The organism is Streptomyces sp. NPDC047085 (assembly GCF_040643735.1).
GTDB lineage: Bacteria > Actinomycetota > Actinomycetes > Streptomycetales > Streptomycetaceae > Streptomyces.
In genome coordinates this window covers 253,175-273,778 of sequence record NZ_JBEYUW010000012.1, presented here as the reverse complement: position 1 = coordinate 273,778, position 20,604 = coordinate 253,175, and the positions used below count along the sequence as shown (strand labels likewise).

Sequence of the window (20,604 nt, the reverse complement as noted above, 5' to 3'; positions counted from 1 at the left end):
CGGGACATCCGGGACGTCCCGGGGGACGGTCACCGCCCCCCGCGCCCCGGCTCACCTGGCACGAAGCGGGAGGCTCGGTGCCTCGCCGACTTACTTGAGTCAGGCAACGAGAGACTAAGGTGGCCGTATGTCCACGGAACCGCTGCCCGACCTGCCCGCCGCCTCCCCCGAGGTCGTCGAGATCGAGCGCGCCCTGACCCGCATCACCTACCTCGGCACCCGGGCCCGGCAGCACGACCGGCTCATGGCGCTGGCCGGGGTGCCCCTGGACCGCGCCGCGGTGGCCCTGCTGCGCCAGGTCGAGGACGCCGAACTGCTGCGGCCGGGGGAGCTGGCGCAACGGCTGGGCGTGGAGGCCTCCCATGTGACGCGGACCGTGCAGCAGTTGCAGCGCAGCGGATACGTGACCCGCGTGCCCGACCCCGACGACCGCCGGGCCCAGCGGATCCGGCTCACCGACGCCGGGCGGGAGGCCGTGGCGCGGATCCGGGACACCGGCGCCCGCGCCATGCAGCTCGCCCTCGCCGACTGGGGGCCCGACGAGCTGCGGCAGCTGGCCGGACTCTTCCACCGCATGGTCGACGACTTCGTCGCCCACGCGGCGCGGAGCGAGCCCGGCCAGGAGACGCACGCCCCGTCGGGCACGGCCTGACCACCGGCACCCGAACCCCTGACCACGGGCACCCCGGATGCCTGATCACCGGCATCTGGAGGCCTTGCCGCCCGGCTCCGGCCGCCCGGCTGCGGACGCCTGGCCGTCGGCATGCCCGGCCACCGGCACGCCCGACCGCGGGCATGCCCGACCATCGGCAGGCCGGACGACCGACGCTCAGGACGCCCCGCTTCGGACGTCCAGCAACCGCCACGCCCGACCGCCGGCACCCCCGCCCGCGGGCACGCCCGACCATCGGCGGCCCGGACGACCGGCGCTGCGGACGCCGCGCTCCGGACCCCGCGACCACCGGCACGCCCGAACGCCAGCACCCTGACCGCGGCCACGCCCGGCCACCGGCACGCCGGGCGGCCGCGCCCAGGCGGCCGCACCGTCGTCTACCGGGGAGTAATATCCGGCGCCAGGTCACCAGAGGAGGAACCGTGCCCCGGTCCGAACGCTCACCCCTGCTGCTCGCCGGTCTCTTGGCCACCGCCGGCGTCGCCCACTTCGCCGTCCCACGGCAGTTCGACGCCACGATCCCCCGGATCCTGCCGGGATCTCCCCGGGCCTGGACGTACGGCAGCGGGGCCCTGGAACTGGCCCTCGCCGCCGGCATCGCCGCGCGCCGGACGCGCCCGGTCGCCGCGAAGGCGGCCGCGGCCTTCTTCGTCGGGGTCTTCCCGGCCAACGTGAAGATGGCCGTCGACTGGCGGACCCGGCCCGCGCCGCAGCGCACCGCGGCCCTGGCCCGGCTGCCCCTTCAGCTGCCCCTGGTGCTGTGGGCCCGCGGCGTCGCCCGTGGCGGGGAGGGACGGTCGTGAGCGAACGCATCGAGATCGGCGACAAGGTCGAGGACTTCGCGCTGCCCGACGAGACCGGCACCACGCGACACCTCACCGAGCTGCTCGCCGACGGGCCCGTCGTGCTGTTCTTCTACCCGGCCGCCCTCACCCCGGGCTGCACCGCCGAGGCCTGCCACTTCCGCGACCTCGCCGCCGAATTCGCCGAGGCCGGCGCCCGCCCCGTCGGGATCAGCGGCGACAGCGTCGAACGGCAGCAGGAGTTCTCCGGCCGGCACACCCTCGGCATCCCCCTGCTCTCCGACGCCGACGGCACGATCCGCGAGCGGTTCGGCGTCAAGCGGGGCTTCTCGCTCGCGCCCACCAAGCGGGTCACCTTCGTCATCGGACAGGACCGCACGGTCCTCGAGATCGTCCGCAGCGAACTGCGCATGAACACCCACGCCGACCGGGCGCTGGCCGCGCTGCGCGCCGCCAAGGGCTGAGCCGGGCCGCTCCGGCGCACCGTGCGCCGGAACCGCTCTGCTTGATGCTCCGGACCGATCGGATCATCCTTGACGCTATGGAGCATGTCGCGGCCGCGGCGATCATCGATGCCCACGGCAGGGTGACCGGGTGGAGCGCGGGCGCGCAGCAGCTCACGGGCCACCCGGCGGGGGAGGTCGTCGGGCGGCCGGCGACGGACCTGCTCGCCGAGGACGTACCGGCCGCCACCCTCGCCGCCCGCTCCGGCACCGTCGCCCTGCGCCACCGCGACGGGCACCGGATCGAGCTGGCCCTCACCGCCTGCCCCGTCCTCGGCCCCGACGGCGAACCGGCCGGACACGTGGTCACCGCCGAACCGCCCCGCCCGCCCCGCCCGTCCGGCACCGCCGTGGCCGCCGACGCCTTCCAGCAGGCGTCCATGTGCATGTCCGTCTTCGACCTGCGGCAGCACTACCTGCGCGCCAACGACGTCGCCTGCCAGGTCCTCGGCCAGAGCGAGGAAGCGCTGCTCGGCCGCCACCTCGCGGAGACCGTCGAGGACACCGTGCACACCCACGGCTTCCTGGACCATCTGCGCCAGGTCGCCGAGACCGGGCAGCCCCTGCGCTACGAGAGCTTCACCGACGCCCCCGCCCTGCACCGGGACCACGCCTGGAGCATCGAGATGTGGCCCCTGCGCGACGGCTCGGGCGAGCTGACCGCCGTCGCCCTGGCCGCGTTCGACAGCAGCGAGCAGTACTGGGCCCGGCGCCGCCTGGCCCTGCTGAACGAGGCGGCCACCAGCATCGGCACCACGCTGGACGTCGTCCGCACCGCCGAGGAAGTGGTCGACCTCCTCGTCCCCCAGTACGCCGACTTCGCCGGCGTCGACCTGCTCGACTGGGTCCTCGGAGAGGCCGAGCCGCCGTCCCTCCCGCACCGTGGCGCCGTCCTGCGCCGCGTCGCCCACGGCTCCACCCGGGAGGGCGCCCCCGGTGCCGCCATCCCCCTGGGCGAGACCCACGTCTACGAGCCGCCCTCGGCGCCCGACCGCGCCCTGCGCGAGGGCAAAGTGGTCCTCAGCCACGCCGGCGACCCCGAGTTCGACCTGTGGCTCGAGGAGCGCAACCTGCGCTCGCCCGAGGGCCGCGCCTACCGCGAGGGCGTCCACTCCCTGATCGCGATCCCGCTCCGCGCCCGCGGCACCACGCTGGGCGTCGCGATCTGTGTCCGCCTGACCCACCCGAACGCCTACGCCCCCGACGACGCCGTCTTCGCCGAGGAACTCGGCAGCCGGGCCGCCGTCTGCATCGACAACGCCCGCCGCTTCGCCCGCGAGCGCAGCACCGCCCACGCCCTCCAGCACAGCCTGCTGCCCCGGGGCGGACTGCCCGGACAGGCCGCCGTCGACGTCGTCCACCGGTATCTGCCGTGCGGCTCGCAGGCCGGGATCGGCGGTGACTGGTTCGACGTGATCCCGCTCTCCGGCAGCCGGGTCGCGCTCGTCGTCGGCGACGTGGTCGGCCACGGCATCCAGTCCTCGGCCACCATGGGCCGGCTGCGCACGGCCGTACGCACCCTCGCCGACGTCGACCTGCCCCCAGACGAACTGCTCACCCACCTCGACGACCTCGTCACCCACCTGGGCACCGAGGAGGAGGGCGGCCAGGAGGTCGCCGAACTCGGCGCCACCTGTCTGTACGCCGTCTACGACCCCGTCTCCCGCCACCTCTCCCTCGCCGCCGCCGGCCACCCCGCGCCCGCGCTCGTACTGCCCGGTATCCCCGCCGAGTTCGTCCCCATGACCGCCGGACCACCCCTCGGCATCGGCGGGCTGCCCTTCGAGGCCACGGAACTGGAACTGCCCGAAGGATCCGTCGTCGCCCTCTACACCGACGGCCTGCTCGAGGGCCGCGACGACCGGGACGTCGACGGGGACGACCGGGACGTCGACCGCGCCGACGACGAACTGCGCCGCGCCCTCGACACGCCCCACAACTCCCTGGACGCGCTCGCCGACACCATTCTCAAGGCCGTCCTGCCCGACCGGCCCGGCGACGACGTGGCCCTGCTGCTGGCCCGCACCCGCGCCCTCGGCAGCGACCGCGTCGCCACCTGGGACGTGCCGCCCGACCCCGCCCAGGTCGCCCACTTCCGGCAGGCGGCCACCGACCAACTCGCCGTCTGGGGCCTGGAGGAGGCCTCCTTCGTCACCGAACTCGTCGTCAGCGAACTCGTCACCAACGCCATCCGCTACGGCGAACCGCCCATCAGGCTGCGCCTGATCCGCGACCGCGCACTCATCTGCGAGGTCTCCGACGCCAGTTCCACCTCACCGCACCTGCGCCGGGCCCACGCCTACGACGAGGGCGGCCGCGGACTGCTGCTGGTCGCCCAGCTCACCCAGCGCTGGGGCAGCAGGCAGACGAGCAGCGGCAAGACGATCTGGGCGGAACAGCCGCTGCCCGGCACCTGACCCCGCGCGGGCCGGCGGATCACTCGAAGGAGCAGCCCGGGTTCGGCACCGACTCGGCGTACGGCGAGCCGTGCGGCAGGACGTACAGCACGTCGAGGACCAGCGGCGTGTCCCCGAGGTTGGCGCCGAGGTGGACCTCGTCCGGCCCGCTCGGCTCGCGCACGGTCTGCCCGGCGCGGTACCGGCCGTCCTGGGCGCAGTCGGAGTGGAAGTGGGTGAGGGTGCCCTGGCGGACGTACCCGTAGACCGGACCGTCGTGGTAGTGCCAGCCGGTGCTCTGGCCCGGCGGGACCGTGATCTCCCGGACGACGTAGTCGGTGTCACCGATGGTGGTCTGGCTGATCAGCCGGGCGGTGACACCCGGTCCGGCGGGGGTGGCGTGGGCGGTGCCGCAGGTCAGCAGCGTGCCGGCGGCCACCGCCCCGGCTATCGCGGAACGGAGCAGGGTGCGCATGGGAAGCCTCCAGGAATCCGGGAACACGGACGGAGATCGACTGCCGCCGTGAACATAGGGGCCCCGCACGGCGGTTGGGGCCGGAACGGCACAATCCGTCGGCGCCCGGGGTGCCTGCGCCTTGGTCGACGGGAGTTCGCCGGGTGAGGGCCGGGGGTGTCACGATCGTGCGTGGAGCCGGTACCGACGAGCAGACGAGCATCGGAGCGCGCATGACGACGCACAGGGCCCCTGCGGATCAGACGGAGCGCGTCGAGGGCGTGGAGGTGAAACCGGTCGCCGGGCACATCGGCGCCGAGATCACCGGTGTCGACCTCGCCGAACCGCTGGACGACACCGTGGTCGCGCTGATCAGGCGGGCGGTGCTGCGCTGGAAGGTGGTGTTCTTCCGGGGACAGGAGCTGGACCACGCCGCGCATCTCGCGTTCGCCCGCCGCTTCGGTGAGCCGGTCGTGCTGCCGCGCCGCGGTCCGCACTCACCGCCGGGCTTCCCCGAGGTCGAGACGACCGCCGACCGGATGGAACTCGCCGGACGATACGGCATGGAGCGCGACGAGTGGCTGCACCGGCGCCGGCACACCCTGCTGCGCGGCTGGCACTGCGACTACGGGAGCCGCATCGACCCGCCGGCCGCGACGATCCTGCGGGCCGAGACCGTACCGCCCTACGGCGGCGACACCACCTGGGCCAACCTGGCCGCCGCCTATGCCGGGCTGTCGGAGCCGGTCCGTGCCTTCGTGGACGGGCTGCGCGCCGAGCACCGGCTCGGCGTCGGATACCAGCCCCGGCCCGGCGACGACGCGTACGCCCGCCGGCTCCTCGACCACCAGGTCGTCTCCGTCCATCCCCTGGTGCGGGTGCACCCGGAGACGGGGGAGCGGGTGCTGTTCGTCAACGGCTACTACGTGGAGGAGATCGTCGGCCTCTCCCGCCCGGAGAGCGCGGCGATCCTGGAGATGCTGGTGGAGCAGGCCGTCCGCCCCGAGTACACGGTCCGCTTCCGCTGGGAGCCCGGCAGCGTCGCCTTCTGGGACAACCGGGCCACCATCCACCTCGCCCCCAGCGACAACGCCCACCTGGACTTCCCGCGCATCATGCACCGGGTGATGCTGGCGGGCGACATACCGGTGGGCGTGGACGGCAGGCCGTCCGAGCCGGTCACCGGTCCGGAGCCGGGTCGCTGGTGACCGGAGACGGGCGGTCGTACCACCTCGGCCGCCCGGCCCGGACGACAACGCCTCAGCGGTGCCCGCGCTTCTTCTGCTCGATCCAGACCACGGGGATGCTGACGACCAGCACGAGCACCGCCGGCAGCGTCAGCCAGAGCGGCATGCCCAGGAAGAACGACACCCAGAGGGCGATGATGCCCGCGATGCCGGCGAGGCTCGCCCACATCTCGCGGTCGCTCATCTGCTGTTCGCTCATGATTCCCCCCTGTCGGCTGCCCGCTCCCCACGGGTGTCGACAGCATCACCCCGCGCATCCACGGGGATCAAGGTCTCGGCGACATGAGAGATCAGCCCGCCGACCGCCACCCCAGCGCCGGGCCCAGCTTCGTCGCCATGTCGGTCAGGATCTGGACGTAGTCCTCGTGCGCGAAGGTGAACGGCAGCGCGAACGCCACCTCGTCGATCTCGCGGAACGCGGCGTGCGTGCGCAGCCGCTCGGCGATCTCGTCGGAGGTGCCGACGAGGTCCGGCGCGAACAGCAGCCGCGCGGGGCCCTGTGGGGCTGCCGTACGGGGCAGGCGTTCGGCCGCGTACTTCTCGTACCTGGCGCGCTGCTCGGGGCTCGCGGAGTCGGTGGGGATCACCACCAGGCCCTGGGACACGCGGGCCGCGTCCCCGTCGGGGTGGTGGGCGCGGAACGCGCGGATGAGGGACAGCTGGATCTGGGCGAAGTCATGCGGTCCCTCCTGGTCCTCGGCCTTGACCACGCTGCTGGTCAGGAAGTTCATGCCGTGCTCGCCCGCCCAGCGCGCCGAGCCGAGGCTGCCGCCGCCGTACCACAGCCGCCGGCCGAGCCCGGGGGAGTGCGGCTGGACCACGTCCGAGAAGACCTCGAACCCCTCCACCCCGCTGAAGTGGCTGGCCGGCGTGCCGCGGACGAAGTCCAGCAGCCGTCGCACCCGCGTGTACCCGAAGTCCTCGGCGTCCGCGGTGTCCGGATACAGGGCGTCCTTGACCTGCTCGAAGTGCATCGGGGGGCCCACGCTGACGCCCGGGTTCAGGCGGCCGCCGGACAGGACGTCGACGGTCGCGAGATCCTCGGCGAGGCGCAGCGGGTTCTCCCAGCCCAGCGGGATCACCGCGGTGCCCAGCTCGATGCGCCGGGTGCGCTGCGAGGCCGCCGCCAGCACCGCGACCGGCGAGGAGATGCCGTGCTGCAGGTGCCGGTGGCGGACCCAGGCGCTGTCGAAGCCCAGCCGCTCGCCCAGCTCGATGATCTCCAGCGTGGACTCGTGGCCCCGCCCCGGATCGGCCGGGTCGAACAGACCGATGGTGAGGAAGCCCAGCTTGCGGAGCGGGCGGGCAGTGGTCGGCACGGGCTCCTCCAGCGGTCGTACGTGACGTCCCCGTCGATTCTCGCAGGCGAGTGTGACAACCGTGTGATCAGTCGAACGGGATGATGACCTCGTCCTCGACCGGCGGATCGAGTTCCTGTGCCCGGTTTCCCGTCGCGGCGAGGCAGCGCAGCCGCACGGCCTCCGGTGTGACGTCCAGCCGCAGGAAGGACTTGAAGAACGGCGGGCTGTACGTGGCCGAGCCCGGCGAGAAGAGCTTGGCGTAGAGCTTGCGGACCGGGAGCCGGACCCGGGAGGTGCGGTCCGGGTCGCCGCCGGCGCCCAGCAGGCTCGCGGCCAGACGCATGCGCCGGGTCACCCGGATGTCCGGCCCCGGGGCTCGGCCCGTGTCGATGCCGAGGTACTCGGCGATCACGGCCGTCGCCTCGGCCTCGGTGAGGGTGAACAAGCGGCGCAGGCCCAGCCGGCGGGCGTACAGGCGGCTGTAGAAGGCGAGCGAGTCGCCGCGCAGGGGGTAGCAGCGGAAGTCCCGCTCGGTGACGTTCGCGACGGAGATCCGGGGGACGGTGTGCGTGGCGTGCATGAACGCGCCGCCGCCGCCCGCGACCACGTACTGGATGGTGCGGCCGGCCACGTCGACCGGATAGCGCTGGTAGTTGTGGATGTCACCGCCGATCGCGGCCACGTAGTGGTGCTCGGGGTCGCGGACGACGTCGTCGACGGTGCCGCCGCCCTCGATGGCGCACGGGTGGTGCTCACCGTCCACGTACAGCGGCGAGCCGGTGATCAGGATCTTCGGCTTCGGCCCCCGGGACGCCTCCCGCAGCCAGGCGCCCTGTTCGGCGTCGATGGTGCCCAGCAGCCCGGTGTCGATGCCCACGATCCGTACGGGACCCGCGTCGATCGCCCAGTAGGGGCCGGGCTGTTCGGCCTGCTGCCCGGGCAGGGAACGCAACTTCCGTGCCTCGGCGAGGCGTTGCTCGTCCGTGGGGCGGGGCCTTCGCCACAGGACGGCCCGCCACCAGGCGGGGGTGAGCGGCCGCGGGGCGGGCTCCGGGTCGAGGGGCGGGGTGTCGGCGCAGAAGACGCGCATGAACGCGCCGAGGTCCTCGTACCAGTCGTGGTTGCCGGGTATCGCGTATATCGGCGCCGGATAGTCCTGGTACGGCCGGAAGAACTTGGTGCCGTAGTCGTCCGCGCTGCCCACGGGGTAGATCACGTCGCTCGCGATCACCGCGAAGTCCGTGTTCTGACTCGCAGTCAGGAAGCCTGGTACGACGCAGTACTGGGAGTCATCGCCCTCGCCGGTGTCCCCGATGACCATGAAGGAGAACCGGTCCGGGACCTCTCGCCGGATCACCTTGTCGGCGGGCGCCCCGGCCGCGGCCCGCCGGGCCACCCAGCGGCTGCGGGTCCGGCCCGTCGGATCGCCGAACCACGACGCCAGCACCCCGTTGCGGGCCGCCCACAGGGTTCTCGGATTCAGCCACGACAGCTTCTCGACGTGGTCCGGCATGAGCTGCTTGTAGGCGCCGGGCTCGGCCGAGCCCCAGCCGGCACCCTGCGCGGTATCGCGTGAGGAGTCAGACACGCGGTGCACGGTAACAACGCACCGATCACCGGCGGGAGGGCGGGGCCTGACACCATGCCAGATCGCCGATCACACCGTCTTGACCTGGCCCCCGTCGATCGTGAACTCGGCTCCCGTGATGTTGCCGGCGAGCGGCGAGGCGAGGAAGAGGGTCAGGTCGGCGACTTCGCGGGCTTCGGTGATCCGCCCGGTGGAGATGCCCATGCTCTGCGGAACGACCACATCCATCGCTTCCTGGGCGGTGGTGCCGGCCTCGGCCGCCGTGGCATCGGCGAAGCCGCCCGGTGCGGTCCAGAAGGGCGTGCGGACCGGGCCCGGGGCGATCGCGTTGACCCGGACGCCACGCGGGGCGAACTCCTCGGACAGCGACTTGGTCAGGCTGGTCAGCCCGGCCTTGGCCGCGGAGTAGTCCACGACCATGGGGAAGGGCAGCCGCGCGTTGATGGAGCTGATGTTGATGATGGAACTCTCGCCGGCGTCCAGGAGATGAGGCAGCGCGGCCCGGCTGGCCCGGACCGCGCTGAACAGCGTCATGTTGAAGATCCGCTGCCACTCGGCGTCGTCGATGTCCAGGAAGCTCGGCCGGGACGTCGCGGTACCCAGATTGTTGACCAGGACGTCGATCCTGCCGTACTGGTCCACCGCGATCCGGACGAGTGTGTTCGGGCCGTCCTCGGTCGACAGGTCGACCGGGACCGCGGTGACGCCGTAGTTCTCACGGAGCGCTTCGAGTTCGGGGGTGATGCTCCGGCTGCCGGCGACGACACGTGCGCCCTCACGGGCGAACCCGTCGGCGATGGCGAGGCCGATGCCCTTGCTCGCCCCGGTGACGACGACGACCTTGTCCTTGAGCTGAAGGTCCATGACGCTCCTTTTGTGGTTGATCAACGCATACGCGGAGACTAGGCGGAACCGGCCCGTCAGCCGGGTAGGAGCGCCTCTCCCGGCCTGAGAGGATCGGCAGGGCCGGTCCGAACGGCGCAGCAGCTCGCCCACGGTGAGCGTCACGCTCGCGACGGCGCGGACCCAGCGAGGCCCGCCGCGCTCCGCCCACGCCCGGTCTTCAGCGCAGGGGGACCGGAAGCGGGCCACCGTGGCCACTTCCGCACCACGCGGACGCGTACGGCGCGGGGGAAACGCCCCAGTCGTCCCACTCGCATCGCGTGGTATAGGGAAAACCCTCGATTGCCTCCGACGTGGCTGACATGCGCTAGTCAAAACTGCAATCCTCCCTCCGCACACAGATCCTCCCCGGTGTGCGCAACGGATCAGGTTCCCGCACAGCTCAGCTCGTCCGGGCAGCACACCCGTCTGCCCGGTCTGTCACCGGCCGCGAACCGGCGGTCGCAGCAGGAGGAGTACGAGTGAGACGTCTTCCCCACAGACGGGCCACGATCGGAGCCGCACTGGTCTCCACCGCGGCCTTCCTCGCCGTCGGTATCCAGTCGGTCCCGGCGAACGCCAAGCCCGCAGGGCTCCACCCCAGCCCGCTCCGTACCGGAGGGCTTGAGGCCAAGCTCACCCCCGCCCAGCACTCCGCGCTGATCAAGAGCGCAAAGGACAACACGGGCGCGACCGCCCGCACCCTCGGGCTCGGCGCCAAGGAGAAGCTGGTCGTCAGGGACGTGGTCAAGGACAACGACGGCACCCTGCACACCCGTTACGAGCGCACCTACGCCGGTCTTCCCGTCCTCGGCGGCGACCTGGTCGTGCACACCCCGCCCGCCTCGCTGGCCAAGGGCACGGTGAGCACCACCTACAACAACAAGCACAAGATCAAGGTCGCCTCCACCACCGCGACCTTCACCAAGTCCGCCGCCCAGACCAAGGCGCTCAAGGCCGCGAAGGCCCTCGACGCCCAGAAGCCCACCACGGACAGCGCCCGCAAGGTGATCTGGGCCGGCAGCGGTACCCCGAAGCTCGCCTGGGAGACCGTGGTCGGCGGCCTCCAGGACGACGGCACGCCCAGCCAGCTGCACGTCATCACCGACGCCACCACCGGAGCGGAGCTGTACCGCTACCAGGCGGTCAAGACCGGTACCGGCAACACCCAGTACAGCGGCACGGTGACGCTCACCACCACGCTGTCGGGCTCGACGTACCAGCTGAACGACACCACGCGCGGCAGCCACAAGACGTACAACCTGAACCACGGTACGTCCGGCACCGGCACCCTCTTCACCAGCACGAACGACGTGTGGGGAGACGGCACCGGCTCCAACGCGGTCACCGCGGGCGCCGACGCCGCCTACGGCGCGCAGGAGACCTGGGACTTCTACAAGAACACCTTCGGCCGCAGCGGCATCCGCAACGACGGCGTCGCCGCCTACAGCCGGGTCCACTACAGCAGCAACTACGTCAACGCCTTCTGGGACGACAGCTGCTTCTGCATGACCTACGGCGACGGCTCGGGCGGCACCCACGCCCTGACCTCGCTGGACGTCGCCGGACACGAGATGAGCCACGGTGTCACCTCGAACACCGCGGGCCTCGAGTACAGCGGTGAGTCGGGCGGCCTGAACGAGGCCACCTCCGACATCTTCGGTACCGGCGTGGAGTTCTACGCCAACAACTCCAACGACGTCGGCGACTACCTCATCGGCGAAAAGATCAACATCAACGGCGACGGCACGCCGCTGCGTTACATGGACAAGCCGAGCAAGGACGGCGGGTCCGCCGACAGTTGGTACTCCGGGGTCGGCAACCTCGACGTGCACTACTCCTCGGGTCCGGCGAACCACATGTTCTACCTGCTCTCCGAGGGCAGTGGCACCAAGGTCATCAACGGTGTGACCTACAACAGCCCGACCTCCGACGGCGTCGCCGTCACCGGCATCGGCCGGGCCGCCGCCCTGCAGATCTGGTACAAGGCGCTGACGACGTACATGACGTCGAGCACCAACTACGCCGGCGCCCGCACCGCGGCCCTCAACGCGGCAGCCGCGCTCTACGGCACCAACTCCGCCCAGTACGCGGGCGTGGGCAACGCCTTCGCCGGCATCAACGTGGGCGGCCACATCAACCCGCCCGCCAACGGGGTGACGGTCACCAACCCGGGCAGCCAGACCTCCACCGTCGGCACGGCGGTCAGCCTGCAGATCCAGGCGAGCAGCACCAACGCCGGTGCCCTGACCTACAGCGCCTCCGGGCTCCCGGCAGGTCTGTCCATCAACAGCTCGACGGGTCTGATCACCGGCACACCGACCGCCGCGGGCACCTCCAGCACCACGGTCACGGTGACCGACTCCACCGGCGCGACCGGCACCGCGACCTTCAGCTGGACGGTCAACCCGGTCGGCGGCGGCTGCACCCCGACCCAGCTGCTGACCAACCCCGGCTTCGAGTCGGGCAGCACCGGCTGGACGGCGACGAGCGGTGTCATCACCAACGACCCGGGTGAGGCCGCCCACGGCGGTTCCTACAAGGCCTGGCTGGACGGTTACGGCACCTCGCACACCGACACCCTGTCCCGGTCGGTGACCATCCCCGCGGGCTGCAAGGCGACCCTGACCTTCTACCTGCACATCGACACCGACGAGACCACCGCCAGCACGCAGTACGACAAGCTGACGGTGACGGCCGGTTCGAAGACCCTGGCGACCTACTCGAACCTCAACGCGGCCTCCGGCTACAGCCAGAAGTCCTTCGACCTGTCCTCGCTGGCGGGTACGACGTTCACGCTGAAGTTCAACGGCGTCGAGGACGTCTCGCTGCAGACCAGCTTCGTGGTGGACGACACCTCCCTCACGACCGGCTGACCCCGTACCAGCTCACGGTCCCGCACGCGGAAGCCGTCCGCGTGCGGGACCGCGGCATGTCAGCTCAGCGGATCCAGCGTCAGATACGCCTGCCGCGGGCTGCCGTCGTTCACCAGCGACTCCTGGTGGCCGACGTCGTCGAAGGCGAACGCGTACGCCTTGCCGTCGGCCATCTGGGCGTGGACGGCGCGCGCGTACTGGTTGGTCACCGCGTCCCGGTAGAAGTTCGCTGCCGAGGTGTCCGGCTGGTTCGGATTGGTCAGCAGGGTGGAGCGGTTGTAACCGGCGCACAGCGTACGGGAGATGGGGCCCCGCACGGCGTCGTTGGGCGCGTCCAGCAGCTTGTGGCAGCCGAAGACGCTGTCCGCGTCCGGCTTCTGGAAGCTCGTGACGAGCCTGCCGGAGGAGTCCGTGAAGTTCATGACGTTCCCCGAGACCCGGCCGAAGTACCGGGTGTTCGGCTGGTCGGCGAACGGCGTGACGGTCAGGGTCGACGTCGAGTACTTCTGCCACACCCGGCCCACGTAGTCGGCCATCACGTTCGCGGGCAGCGCTCCGGTCTCCACGCCGTACAGCGGGGACAGGGCGCGCAGCACGGTGCCGTCGGAGCGGGTCTGGATCAGGTTGCCCCAGCCGCCCGGTTGTGCGCGCAGTGCGTTGAAGAAGCCGGTGTAGCCGCCGGACTTGAGGTGCCCGGTGCTGCTCACACTGCCGTCGGCCCGCTGTACGCCGACCGCGTACGGCGCCGAGAACATGTCGACCTGGGTGCTGTTGAGCCACAGCCCCCCGTCGTTCAGCGTGTACTCCGACCAGTTGAACAGGATGTTGCGGTTGGGGTCGGACGGGTTCTGCACGGCCGGCTGCACCAGCCCGCCGGTGGTGAGCCGGAAGTCGAGCTTCTGGCCGTAGGAGAAGTAGATCCGGCCGGAGAACTTCGGTATCCGGATGGTCGTCGACTGCCCCGGGGCCGGTCCGGCCATGGACGCGTCGGGTGCGGGAGTCGGCGGATTCCCGCCGGCCGGCCAGGCGTGGAAGGTGCCGTTCGCGTCGGCCCAGCCCTGCCGTCCCGTGGACAGTTGGGTACCGAGGTCGTAGACGTACACCGGGCCGCGGCCGGAGTTGTTGGTGATCTTCAGGGGGATGGTGTCGGGGACGGCGGCGTCGGCGGGATCCGGTGTGCCCAGCGCGAGCACTGCGCCGACCAGGGCGGTCGCGGCCACGAGCGGCAGCGTGGGCCGGGTGATGGTGTGGGGCACTCTCCACCTCCGTGTGGGGTCGGGGTCGTACGGATGTTGGTCCGTACCTGTTTGAGAGCGCTCTCAGCGTGCGGGCGGGGCGCGGACATGTCAATGAGTGGGACGGATCCGGCCGACGCCGCTCCCGGTGGGTCGGGCGTCGGCGGGATCTCAGAACGTGCGGCTGAGCAGATCGAGCAGTGCCGCCCAGTGCCGCTCGTCGGCCTCGCGGTCGTAGGCGGGGGTGTCCGCCTGGCTGTAGCCGTGGCCCGCACCCGGGTAGACCTCGGTGGTGTGCCGTACGCCGGCCTTGGTGAGCGCGTCCTCCAGGCGCCGGATCTGCTCCTCGGGCATGGACGGGTCCTGGTCGGCGTGGCCGAAGTACAGCTCCGCGCCGATGTGTTCGGCGCCCAGGTGCGGGCTGTCCGGGGCGTCGGTGGCCAGCCGGCCGCCGTGGAAGCCGGCCGCGGCCGCCACCCGCTCGGGATGAGTGGCCGCCGTGCGCAGCGCCAGCCGGGCGCCCATGCAGTAACCCGTCAGCGCGACCGGGCCGTCGGCGACCAGGGGGCTGTCGGCCAGCCAGCCCAGATAGGCGTCAGCGTCCCGCTCGGTCTGCTCGGGGGTGAGCGAGGCCATGACCGGGGAGATCCGCTCCCAGATGGTCGGGTCCGCCGCGGGGTCGATGAATGCGGGAAGCTCCCCGATCGGGGTGCGGCCGTGCCGGTAGAAGACGTTCGGCACCAGGACCGTGTAACCGGCGCCCGCGAGCCGGTCGGCCATGGCCCTCAGCTGCGGGCGCAGTCCGTAGGCGTCCTGGTAGAGCAGCACGCCGGGGTGCAGCTTCCCGTCGGCGGGGTGGGCGACGTAGGCGTCGGCCACGCCGTCCTCGGTGCGGATGTCGACGTCTGTTCCCTGTACGGCGGTCATGGTGAGAAGCCTCCTGAGGAATCAGCGGCCGGAGGTGGGTGCGCCCCGGTGCCGCGTGCGTCTCTCATGCTGCCACGCAAGATCCACACCGCCGCGCCGGGCCTGCCGCCCTGGTCCCTCGGCCGCGCCGGGTCGGCCGTCCCTGTCTCTCGGCCGCGCCGGGTCGGCTGTCCCTGTCTCTCGGCCACGCCGATCCGGCCGCCCGTGTCCCTCACTCGAACCGTGTGGTGTCCCCGGCGCCCCGCCGCACGATCTCCGCCTCGCCGCCGGAGAAGTCGATGACCGTGGTCGGCTCGGTGCCGCAGTCCCCGGAGTCCACCACCGCGTCGACGACGTGGTCGAGCCGGTCCTTGATCTCCCAGCCCTGGGTCAGCGGTTCCTTCTCGTCCGGCAGCAGCAGCGTGCTGGACAGCAGCGGCTCGCCCAGCTCGGCCAGCAGCGCCTGGGTGACGACATGGTCGGGGATGCGCACACCCACGGTCTTCTTCTTGGGGTGCTGCAGCATGCGCGGCACTTCGCGGGTGGCGGGCAGGATGAAGGTGTAGCTGCCGGGGGTGGACGCCTTCACCGCGCGGAACACGTCGTTGTCGACCCGGACGAACTGGCCGAGCTGCGCGAAGTCCCGGCACATCAGCGTGAAGTGGTGCCGGTCGTCGAGCCGGCGGATCGAGCGGATCCGGTCGATGCCGTCCCGGCTGCCCAGGCGGCAGCCCAGCGCGTAGCAGGAATCGGTGGGGTATGCGATGAGTGCCTCCGAGCGCACCGCGTCGGCGATCTGGGCGATGCTGCGCGGCTGCGGGTTCTCGGGGTGCACGTCGAAGTACTTCGCCATTCACCGAGCTTATGCCGTGGACCGGGCGCCGCACCCGCAGCTTCGGCCCCTGTCACCCCACGCGCCGGAATCGACCGGTGTGCGGCGCGGATTCCGGGGCATCCGACGGATGAGGCGCCCGGGCTCCCCCCCGCTCAGGGTTGCCGTGTCTCCGCCGGCGGCCCGCCCCCCTCTCAGGGCGGCCGGCGGAGACCTGCCCCGGCGCCCGGGGCGTCCGGGCCGGCTCTCGGGTAACGTCCTTCGTCGAACACCGAGGTCAACCCGACGACAAGGAGAAGGACGACGTGGCCGGCCGAGCCGACGAGGGCCCCCACACCCGGCAACCGCACGACAGCGACACCGCCTGGGCGGAGCAACTGCTCGACCATCTGCGCCCCGCGGGCCGCGACCCGCGCCGGGTGGTCAGCTGGCTGGAGCGGACCGTGCGGGCGTCGGTCTGCCTCCAGGACGCGCGGGGCGGGCTCCTGGCCGGCGGGCCCCTGCCGCTCGACGGCACGGTGGTCGCCGACGTGGTCGCCGGCCGGATCTCCTCGGCCGCCCTGCAGGAGTCCGCCTCGTCGGTCTGCGCCACGCGGCAGGGGGCCCGGGGGCGGGAGCGGTGCTGGCGGTGGCCCGCTCGGCACCCTTCGACAGGCGCGCCGGCGAGATCGTGCTGCGCACCGCAGGGGTGCTCGAACTCCTGCTCAGGGAACAGGAGCTGACGGACGCCGGGCGCCGGCTGCGGCGCGCCTCGGCCGACCTTCGGCTGGCGATCCTGCAACTGCTGATGGTGGAGGACGTCGTCTCCGCCCGCCGGGTCGCCGCGGGCCTGTGGCCGGGCCTGCTCGAACAGGACAGCACCCGGGTGTACGTCGTGGAGGGCGCTCCCGCCGAGCGCGACGCGCTCGCGGAGGAGTGCGGGGACCTCACCGAGGGCCAGGCGCTCGTCGTGCGCTGCCCCGCCATGGACGGCCATGTCATCGTCGTCAGCCCCGCACCGGCGGCGGGGGAGCGGCTGCGGTCCCTGGTAGGCGGCCGGCCCGGCACCTTCCTCGGCGGCAGCCTGCGCCAGGGCCTCGCCCGGACCGCCACCGCCTACGGGCAGGCCGTCAGCGCGCTCGCCGTCGCCCGGTTCCGCTCGGACCAGAGCGCCGTCTACGCCGAACGCACCCACCCCGAACGGCTCCTGGACCCGGACCTCCTGCGCGCCTGGTCCGCCGAGGTGCTGCGCCCGCTCGACACCCTGCCCCACCACATCCGCGCCGAACTCCTCGCCACCACCCGCCTGGGTCTCGACTTCACCGCAGTCAACGCCGCCAAGGTGCTCGGCGTCAGCCGCAACACCGTCCGCGCCCGCATGGACCGCGTGGAGACGCTGCTCGGCATCGACTTCACCGACCTCACCACGCGCGCCGCGGCCCGCCTCGCGCTCACCACCGAGGCGGTGCACGGCCCGTACGACCCCGCCGCCACGTCCCCGCGACCCGCGCGGCGCGCCGGGCTCGGCGAACTGCTCGGCTCGGCCGCGCTGCGCGCCTGGGCCCGCGGCCTCCTCGGCCGCCTGGACGGCGACGGCCGTGACCTGCGCGGCACCCTGCGGGCCTGGATCGCCGCCGACGCGAACGCCGAACGCGCCGCCCGGGAGCTGGGCGTCCACGCCCAGACCGTGCGCGAGCACGTCCGCGCCGCCGAACCCGTCCTGGAACGGGAGCTGCTGGCCGGCGGCAGCGACCTGTACGAGGTCGTCCTCGCCCACCTGGCCACCGAAGCCCTCACCGCACCCGTGCTCGGAGGGGCGAAGCGGGACCAAGCGGACTCACCTGTGCACGGGTGAGTCCCCGCCGCCGCGGAGCAGGCATGGGCGCGATACCCGTCACCGGGAAGCGCACGTAAGTTCAGCCTTGCGCGGGGCACGACCGGATCGGGGGACCGGTCGAGGCCCCGCACCTGTCTCAGCCGCCCAGCAGGACCGGCACCTCCTGCCAGCCGTGGGCGATGAACGACGGCACATGCCGCAGCTCGCCGGGCCCGACGGCCAGCCGCAGCCCCGGGAAGCGATCGAACAGGGCCGGCAGTGCCGTCAGCGCCTCCATGCGCGCCAGGGGGGCACCGACACACCGGTGCACGCCGACCCCGAACGCCAGGTGGTCCCCGCCGTCCCGCGCCGCGTCGAACACGGCCGCGTCCGGCCCGTGCCGCGCGGGATCCAGACCGGCGGCCGCGTACGTCGTGACGATCGCGTCCCCGGCCGGGATCGTCACGTCCCCGACCTTCAGGTCCGCCACCGCGAACCGCAGCGGCAGCGCGGCGATCGACGGATGCACCCGCAGCGTCTCCTCGACCACCGCCGCCCAGTCGGCCTTGCCGGAGCGCACCGCCGCCGACTGCGCCGGGTCCGCCAGCAGAGCGACCACCGCGTTGCCGATGAGGTTGACCGTGGTCTCGAAACCGGCGCCGACCACCAGCAGGAGGGTGTGCAGCAGCTCCTCCTCGGAGAGCCGGTCGCCGTCCTCGTCCCGGACCCGGATCAGCTCCGTGGTGAGGTCGTCGCCCGGCCTCCTCACCTTCTCCTCGATCAGGGCGCCCAGCACCGTGCCGATCCGCTCGTGCACCGACGCCGCGTGTTCGGGACTCGGGTCGGAGGTGTCCATGACGTCCGCGATCAGCCGTGCGGCGTCCGCCCGCAACGCGTCGGGAACGCCGAGCAGCTCGCAGATCACGCGCATCGGCAGCGGATGGGCGAGCCCCTGCCGCAGATCGACCACGCGGCCGTCCGCGCCCTCCGCCTCCAGCGCGTCCAGCAGCTCGGCGGTGACGGCGGCCACGAGCGGGCGCAGCGCCTCCGTGCGCCGCAGGGTGAAGCTCGGCGCCACCAGCTTGCGCAGCCGGACGTGGTCGGGGCCGTAGGTGGACAGCATGTTGACCACGCCCACCCAGTTCACGATCCAGCTCCAGGCCGGGTGGCTGCCGGTCTCCGGCCACAGCCGCCAGTGCCGCCGCGCGTCCTTGCTGACCAGTGGATCGAGGATCAGGTCCTTGAGGACGTCGTGTCGTGTGGGCGCCCAGGCGGGGATGCCGCCGGGCAGTTCGACGGGGACGACCGGGCCGAGCGCGCGCAGCCGGGCGTACTCCGCCACGATGTCGGTGCCGAACGGGTCGAGGGCGATGCGGTCGGTGACGGTCACGGATCTCCCGGGCTGGTCGGCCCTCTTGCGAGGCGGTCAGGTCCGCTCCACGTGTGCGGACGGAGCGTTTCCGTACACATGGTGACCGGGCCCGGGATCGCGGAGAAGGGCCGCCAGCGCCAACCGCCGTGAAAACCGGCCGAGTTCGGGCCTCACCTGGCGGCGGGCTCCGCCGGCAGGTCGAAGACGTGGCCCGGGGAGACGATCTTCGTGACGGCCTCGCCGACCAGGGTGCTCGGCTCCTGGCCGTCGTGGTCGATGTCGGTGTTGAGCAGGACCACGAGGGTCGCCTGTGCCGACGGGAGATAGACGGTCAGGGACTCGTAGCCGGGCAGGGAGCCGTTGTGGCCGATCCAGCCCTGCACGTCGAAGATGCCCAGCCCGTATCCGACGCCCGGGATCGGCGTCGCCGGGGTGGTCAGCCGCTGCTGCTGCGTGGCCTCGCTGATCATCCGTCTGCCGTCCGGGAACTGGCCGGTCGCCACCGTGCGCGCCCATACGCGCAGATCGTCGAGGGTCGAGATCATCGCGCCCGCCGCCCAGCCCCATGAGGTGTTCCAGTCGGCCGCGTCCGCGACCTTGCCGTCGGCCGTCTGGTTCGTGTAGCCCTGCGCGTGCGGCTCCGGGAACTCGGCGCCGCTCGGGAACAGGGTGTGCTTCATGCCGGCGGGATCCGTGACGTGCTGCCTGATGTAGTCACCGAGCGGCTGACCGCTCTGCTTCTCGACGACCAGGCCGAGCAGGATGAGGTTGGTGTTGCTGTAGGAGAACTTCTGACCCGGCTGGAACAGCACGGGGTGCCGGAAGGAGTAGTCGAGCAACTGCTGGGGCGTGAAGCTGCGTTGGGGGTCGGACGTGAGCGCCTTGAAGAAGTCGTCGTCCTCCGAGTAGTTGAACAGCCCGCTGCGCATCCCGGCCAGCTGCCGCAGCGTGATGGTGTCGCCGTTGGGCACGCCCGCCACGTACCTGCCGATGGGATCGTCCAGGCCCACCCTGACCTGATCCACCAGCTGCAACAGCGCGGTCACCGTGAACGTCTTGGTCTCGCTGCCGATACGCGAGTACAGGTCGGAGCTCATCCTCCGGCCATTGCTCTTGTCGGCGACCCCGAACGAACCGACGTAAGTCCCTTGATCCGGAGTCCAGATGCCGACCGTGACCCCCGGGATGTTCGCCTCGCGCATCACGTTCCGTACGGCGGCGTCGAGTTGGCGCGCCACGGCCGGGGTGAGGGCGCGGACATCGGGGCCCGAGGGAGAGGGGCTGGGCGGATCCGCGGCGGACACGGCCGACACTGCGGGCGCGGCGGACACGGCAGGCGTGGAGGCCGGCACCGCCCCCGCGGGAGCACCGGCGAGCGGCACGAGGAGAGTCCCCGCCGCGACGGCGACCACGGCCCCCCTGCGCAGGCGTGCGGACGTATGCGACATGGGCTGACTCCAAGCACGTGAGAGCCGGACGTGCGGCGGGCGGGATGTCGGAGCCCTGAGCTCCCAGCATAGGAGCGCGTACCGCGCCGCGCCCCTCGGCCGACCGGGCCGGCGGCGACGTGCCGGTGGACGCGCGCGGGTGGCCGCGCGCCGGTGGCGCGCGTGCTGGGCGTGCACGGCGTATCGGGCCTGCCGCGGGATGCTTGTCGGACAGGCGGAACGGCTCGTTCGAGGGGCGCGCTCACCCGACCCGGTGAGTGGGGCGCCCCGGAACGTACCGGCGGCGCGCGCCG

At 72.3% G+C, this 20,604-nt stretch carries 16 protein-coding genes and 1 pseudogene; 7 read left to right on the top strand and 10 right to left on the bottom strand.

Annotated features, from left to right (window positions below; all coding sequences use genetic code 11):
- Positions 1–127 precede the first annotated feature (127 nt).
- The 4 genes from ABZ865_RS33285 to ABZ865_RS33270 all read left to right on the top strand — a co-directional run bounded on the left by ABZ865_RS33285 (position 128) and on the right by ABZ865_RS33270 (position 4,396).
- Positions 128–652 carry a MarR family transcriptional regulator gene (locus ABZ865_RS33285; RefSeq protein ID WP_361238770.1) on the top strand — a complete coding sequence of 175 codons (525 nt, stop codon included), beginning with the start codon at positions 128–130 and terminating at the stop codon, positions 650–652.
- Positions 653–1,095: 443 nt separating this feature from the next.
- The gene (locus ABZ865_RS33280; protein ID WP_361238767.1) at positions 1,096–1,476 is read left to right on the top strand and encodes a hypothetical protein; all 381 of its coding nucleotides are present in this window, start codon (positions 1,096–1,098) and stop codon (positions 1,474–1,476) included.
- On the top strand, positions 1,473–1,940 hold the full coding sequence (locus ABZ865_RS33275; RefSeq protein WP_361238764.1) for a peroxiredoxin: 468 nt from the start codon (positions 1,473–1,475) through the stop codon (positions 1,938–1,940). The genes ABZ865_RS33280 and ABZ865_RS33275 overlap by 4 nt, the downstream gene beginning before the upstream one ends.
- 77 nt (positions 1,941–2,017) lie before the next feature.
- Positions 2,018–4,396, top strand: coding sequence for a SpoIIE family protein phosphatase (locus tag ABZ865_RS33270; RefSeq protein WP_361238761.1), 2,379 nt, complete (start codon positions 2,018–2,020; stop codon positions 4,394–4,396).
- 19 nt (positions 4,397–4,415) lie between these two features.
- Here the strand turns inward: ABZ865_RS33270 and ABZ865_RS33265 are convergent, their stop codons facing one another.
- Complete coding sequence (locus ABZ865_RS33265) at positions 4,416–4,850, bottom strand: cupin domain-containing protein (RefSeq protein ID WP_361238758.1); 435 nt, start codon at positions 4,848–4,850, stop codon at positions 4,416–4,418.
- 212 nt (positions 4,851–5,062) lie between these two features.
- On the opposite strand from ABZ865_RS33265, the gene ABZ865_RS33260 reads away from it, so the two are divergent.
- On the top strand, positions 5,063–6,037 hold the full coding sequence (locus ABZ865_RS33260) for a TauD/TfdA family dioxygenase (RefSeq protein WP_361238755.1): 975 nt from the start codon (positions 5,063–5,065) through the stop codon (positions 6,035–6,037).
- A gap of 52 nt (positions 6,038–6,089) precedes the next feature.
- Here the strand turns inward: ABZ865_RS33260 and ABZ865_RS33255 are convergent, their stop codons facing one another.
- From ABZ865_RS33255 to ABZ865_RS33240, 4 genes are all read right to left on the bottom strand, one after another.
- Positions 6,090–6,275 carry a hypothetical protein gene (locus ABZ865_RS33255; RefSeq protein ID WP_361238752.1) on the bottom strand — a complete coding sequence of 62 codons (186 nt, stop codon included), beginning with the start codon at positions 6,273–6,275 and terminating at the stop codon, positions 6,090–6,092.
- Between the two features lie 91 nt (positions 6,276–6,366).
- On the bottom strand, positions 6,367–7,395 hold the full coding sequence (locus ABZ865_RS33250; RefSeq protein WP_361238749.1) for an LLM class flavin-dependent oxidoreductase: 1,029 nt from the start codon (positions 7,393–7,395) through the stop codon (positions 6,367–6,369).
- Positions 7,396–7,462: 67 nt separating this feature from the next.
- Entirely contained in the window at positions 7,463–8,965 is a 1,503-nt protein-coding gene (locus tag ABZ865_RS33245) for a metallophosphoesterase (protein ID WP_361238746.1), read from the bottom strand.
- Between the two features lie 69 nt (positions 8,966–9,034).
- Positions 9,035–9,829 (bottom strand): oxidoreductase, encoded by a 795-nt coding sequence (locus ABZ865_RS33240; RefSeq protein ID WP_361238743.1) that lies wholly within the window; start codon positions 9,827–9,829, stop codon positions 9,035–9,037.
- Between the two features lie 500 nt (positions 9,830–10,329).
- On the opposite strand from ABZ865_RS33240, the gene ABZ865_RS33235 reads away from it, so the two are divergent.
- A complete protein-coding gene (locus tag ABZ865_RS33235) occupies positions 10,330–12,723 on the top strand; it encodes a M4 family metallopeptidase (protein WP_361238740.1) in 2,394 nt (797 codons plus the stop codon).
- A gap of 59 nt (positions 12,724–12,782) precedes the next feature.
- Here ABZ865_RS33235 and ABZ865_RS33230 read toward each other — a convergent pair whose 3' ends face one another.
- The 3 genes from ABZ865_RS33230 to ABZ865_RS33220 all read right to left on the bottom strand — a co-directional run bounded on the left by ABZ865_RS33230 (position 12,783) and on the right by ABZ865_RS33220 (position 15,717).
- A complete protein-coding gene (locus tag ABZ865_RS33230; protein ID WP_361238737.1) occupies positions 12,783–13,979 on the bottom strand; it encodes a glycoside hydrolase family 64 protein in 1,197 nt (398 codons plus the stop codon).
- Between the two features lie 150 nt (positions 13,980–14,129).
- Positions 14,130–14,885: a dienelactone hydrolase family protein gene (locus ABZ865_RS33225; protein ID WP_361238734.1), complete on the bottom strand. Its 756-nt coding sequence runs from the start codon at positions 14,883–14,885 to the stop codon at positions 14,130–14,132.
- Positions 14,886–15,096: 211 nt separating this feature from the next.
- Positions 15,097–15,717, bottom strand: coding sequence for an L-threonylcarbamoyladenylate synthase (locus tag ABZ865_RS33220; protein ID WP_361238731.1), 621 nt, complete (start codon positions 15,715–15,717; stop codon positions 15,097–15,099).
- 284 nt (positions 15,718–16,001) lie between these two features.
- Between ABZ865_RS33220 and ABZ865_RS33215 the strand changes: the two are divergent.
- Positions 16,002–17,530: pseudogene (locus ABZ865_RS33215) on the top strand (helix-turn-helix domain-containing protein).
- Positions 17,531–17,648: 118 nt separating this feature from the next.
- Here ABZ865_RS33215 and ABZ865_RS33210 read toward each other — a convergent pair.
- Both ABZ865_RS33210 and ABZ865_RS33205 read right to left on the bottom strand, forming a co-directional pair.
- The gene (locus ABZ865_RS33210) at positions 17,649–18,881 is read right to left on the bottom strand and encodes a cytochrome P450 (RefSeq protein WP_361238728.1); all 1,233 of its coding nucleotides are present in this window, start codon (positions 18,879–18,881) and stop codon (positions 17,649–17,651) included.
- A gap of 152 nt (positions 18,882–19,033) precedes the next feature.
- Positions 19,034–20,311, bottom strand: a complete 1,278-nt coding sequence (locus tag ABZ865_RS33205; RefSeq protein ID WP_361238725.1) for a serine hydrolase domain-containing protein — start codon at positions 20,309–20,311, stop codon at positions 19,034–19,036.
- Positions 20,312–20,604: the final 293 nt, after the last annotated feature.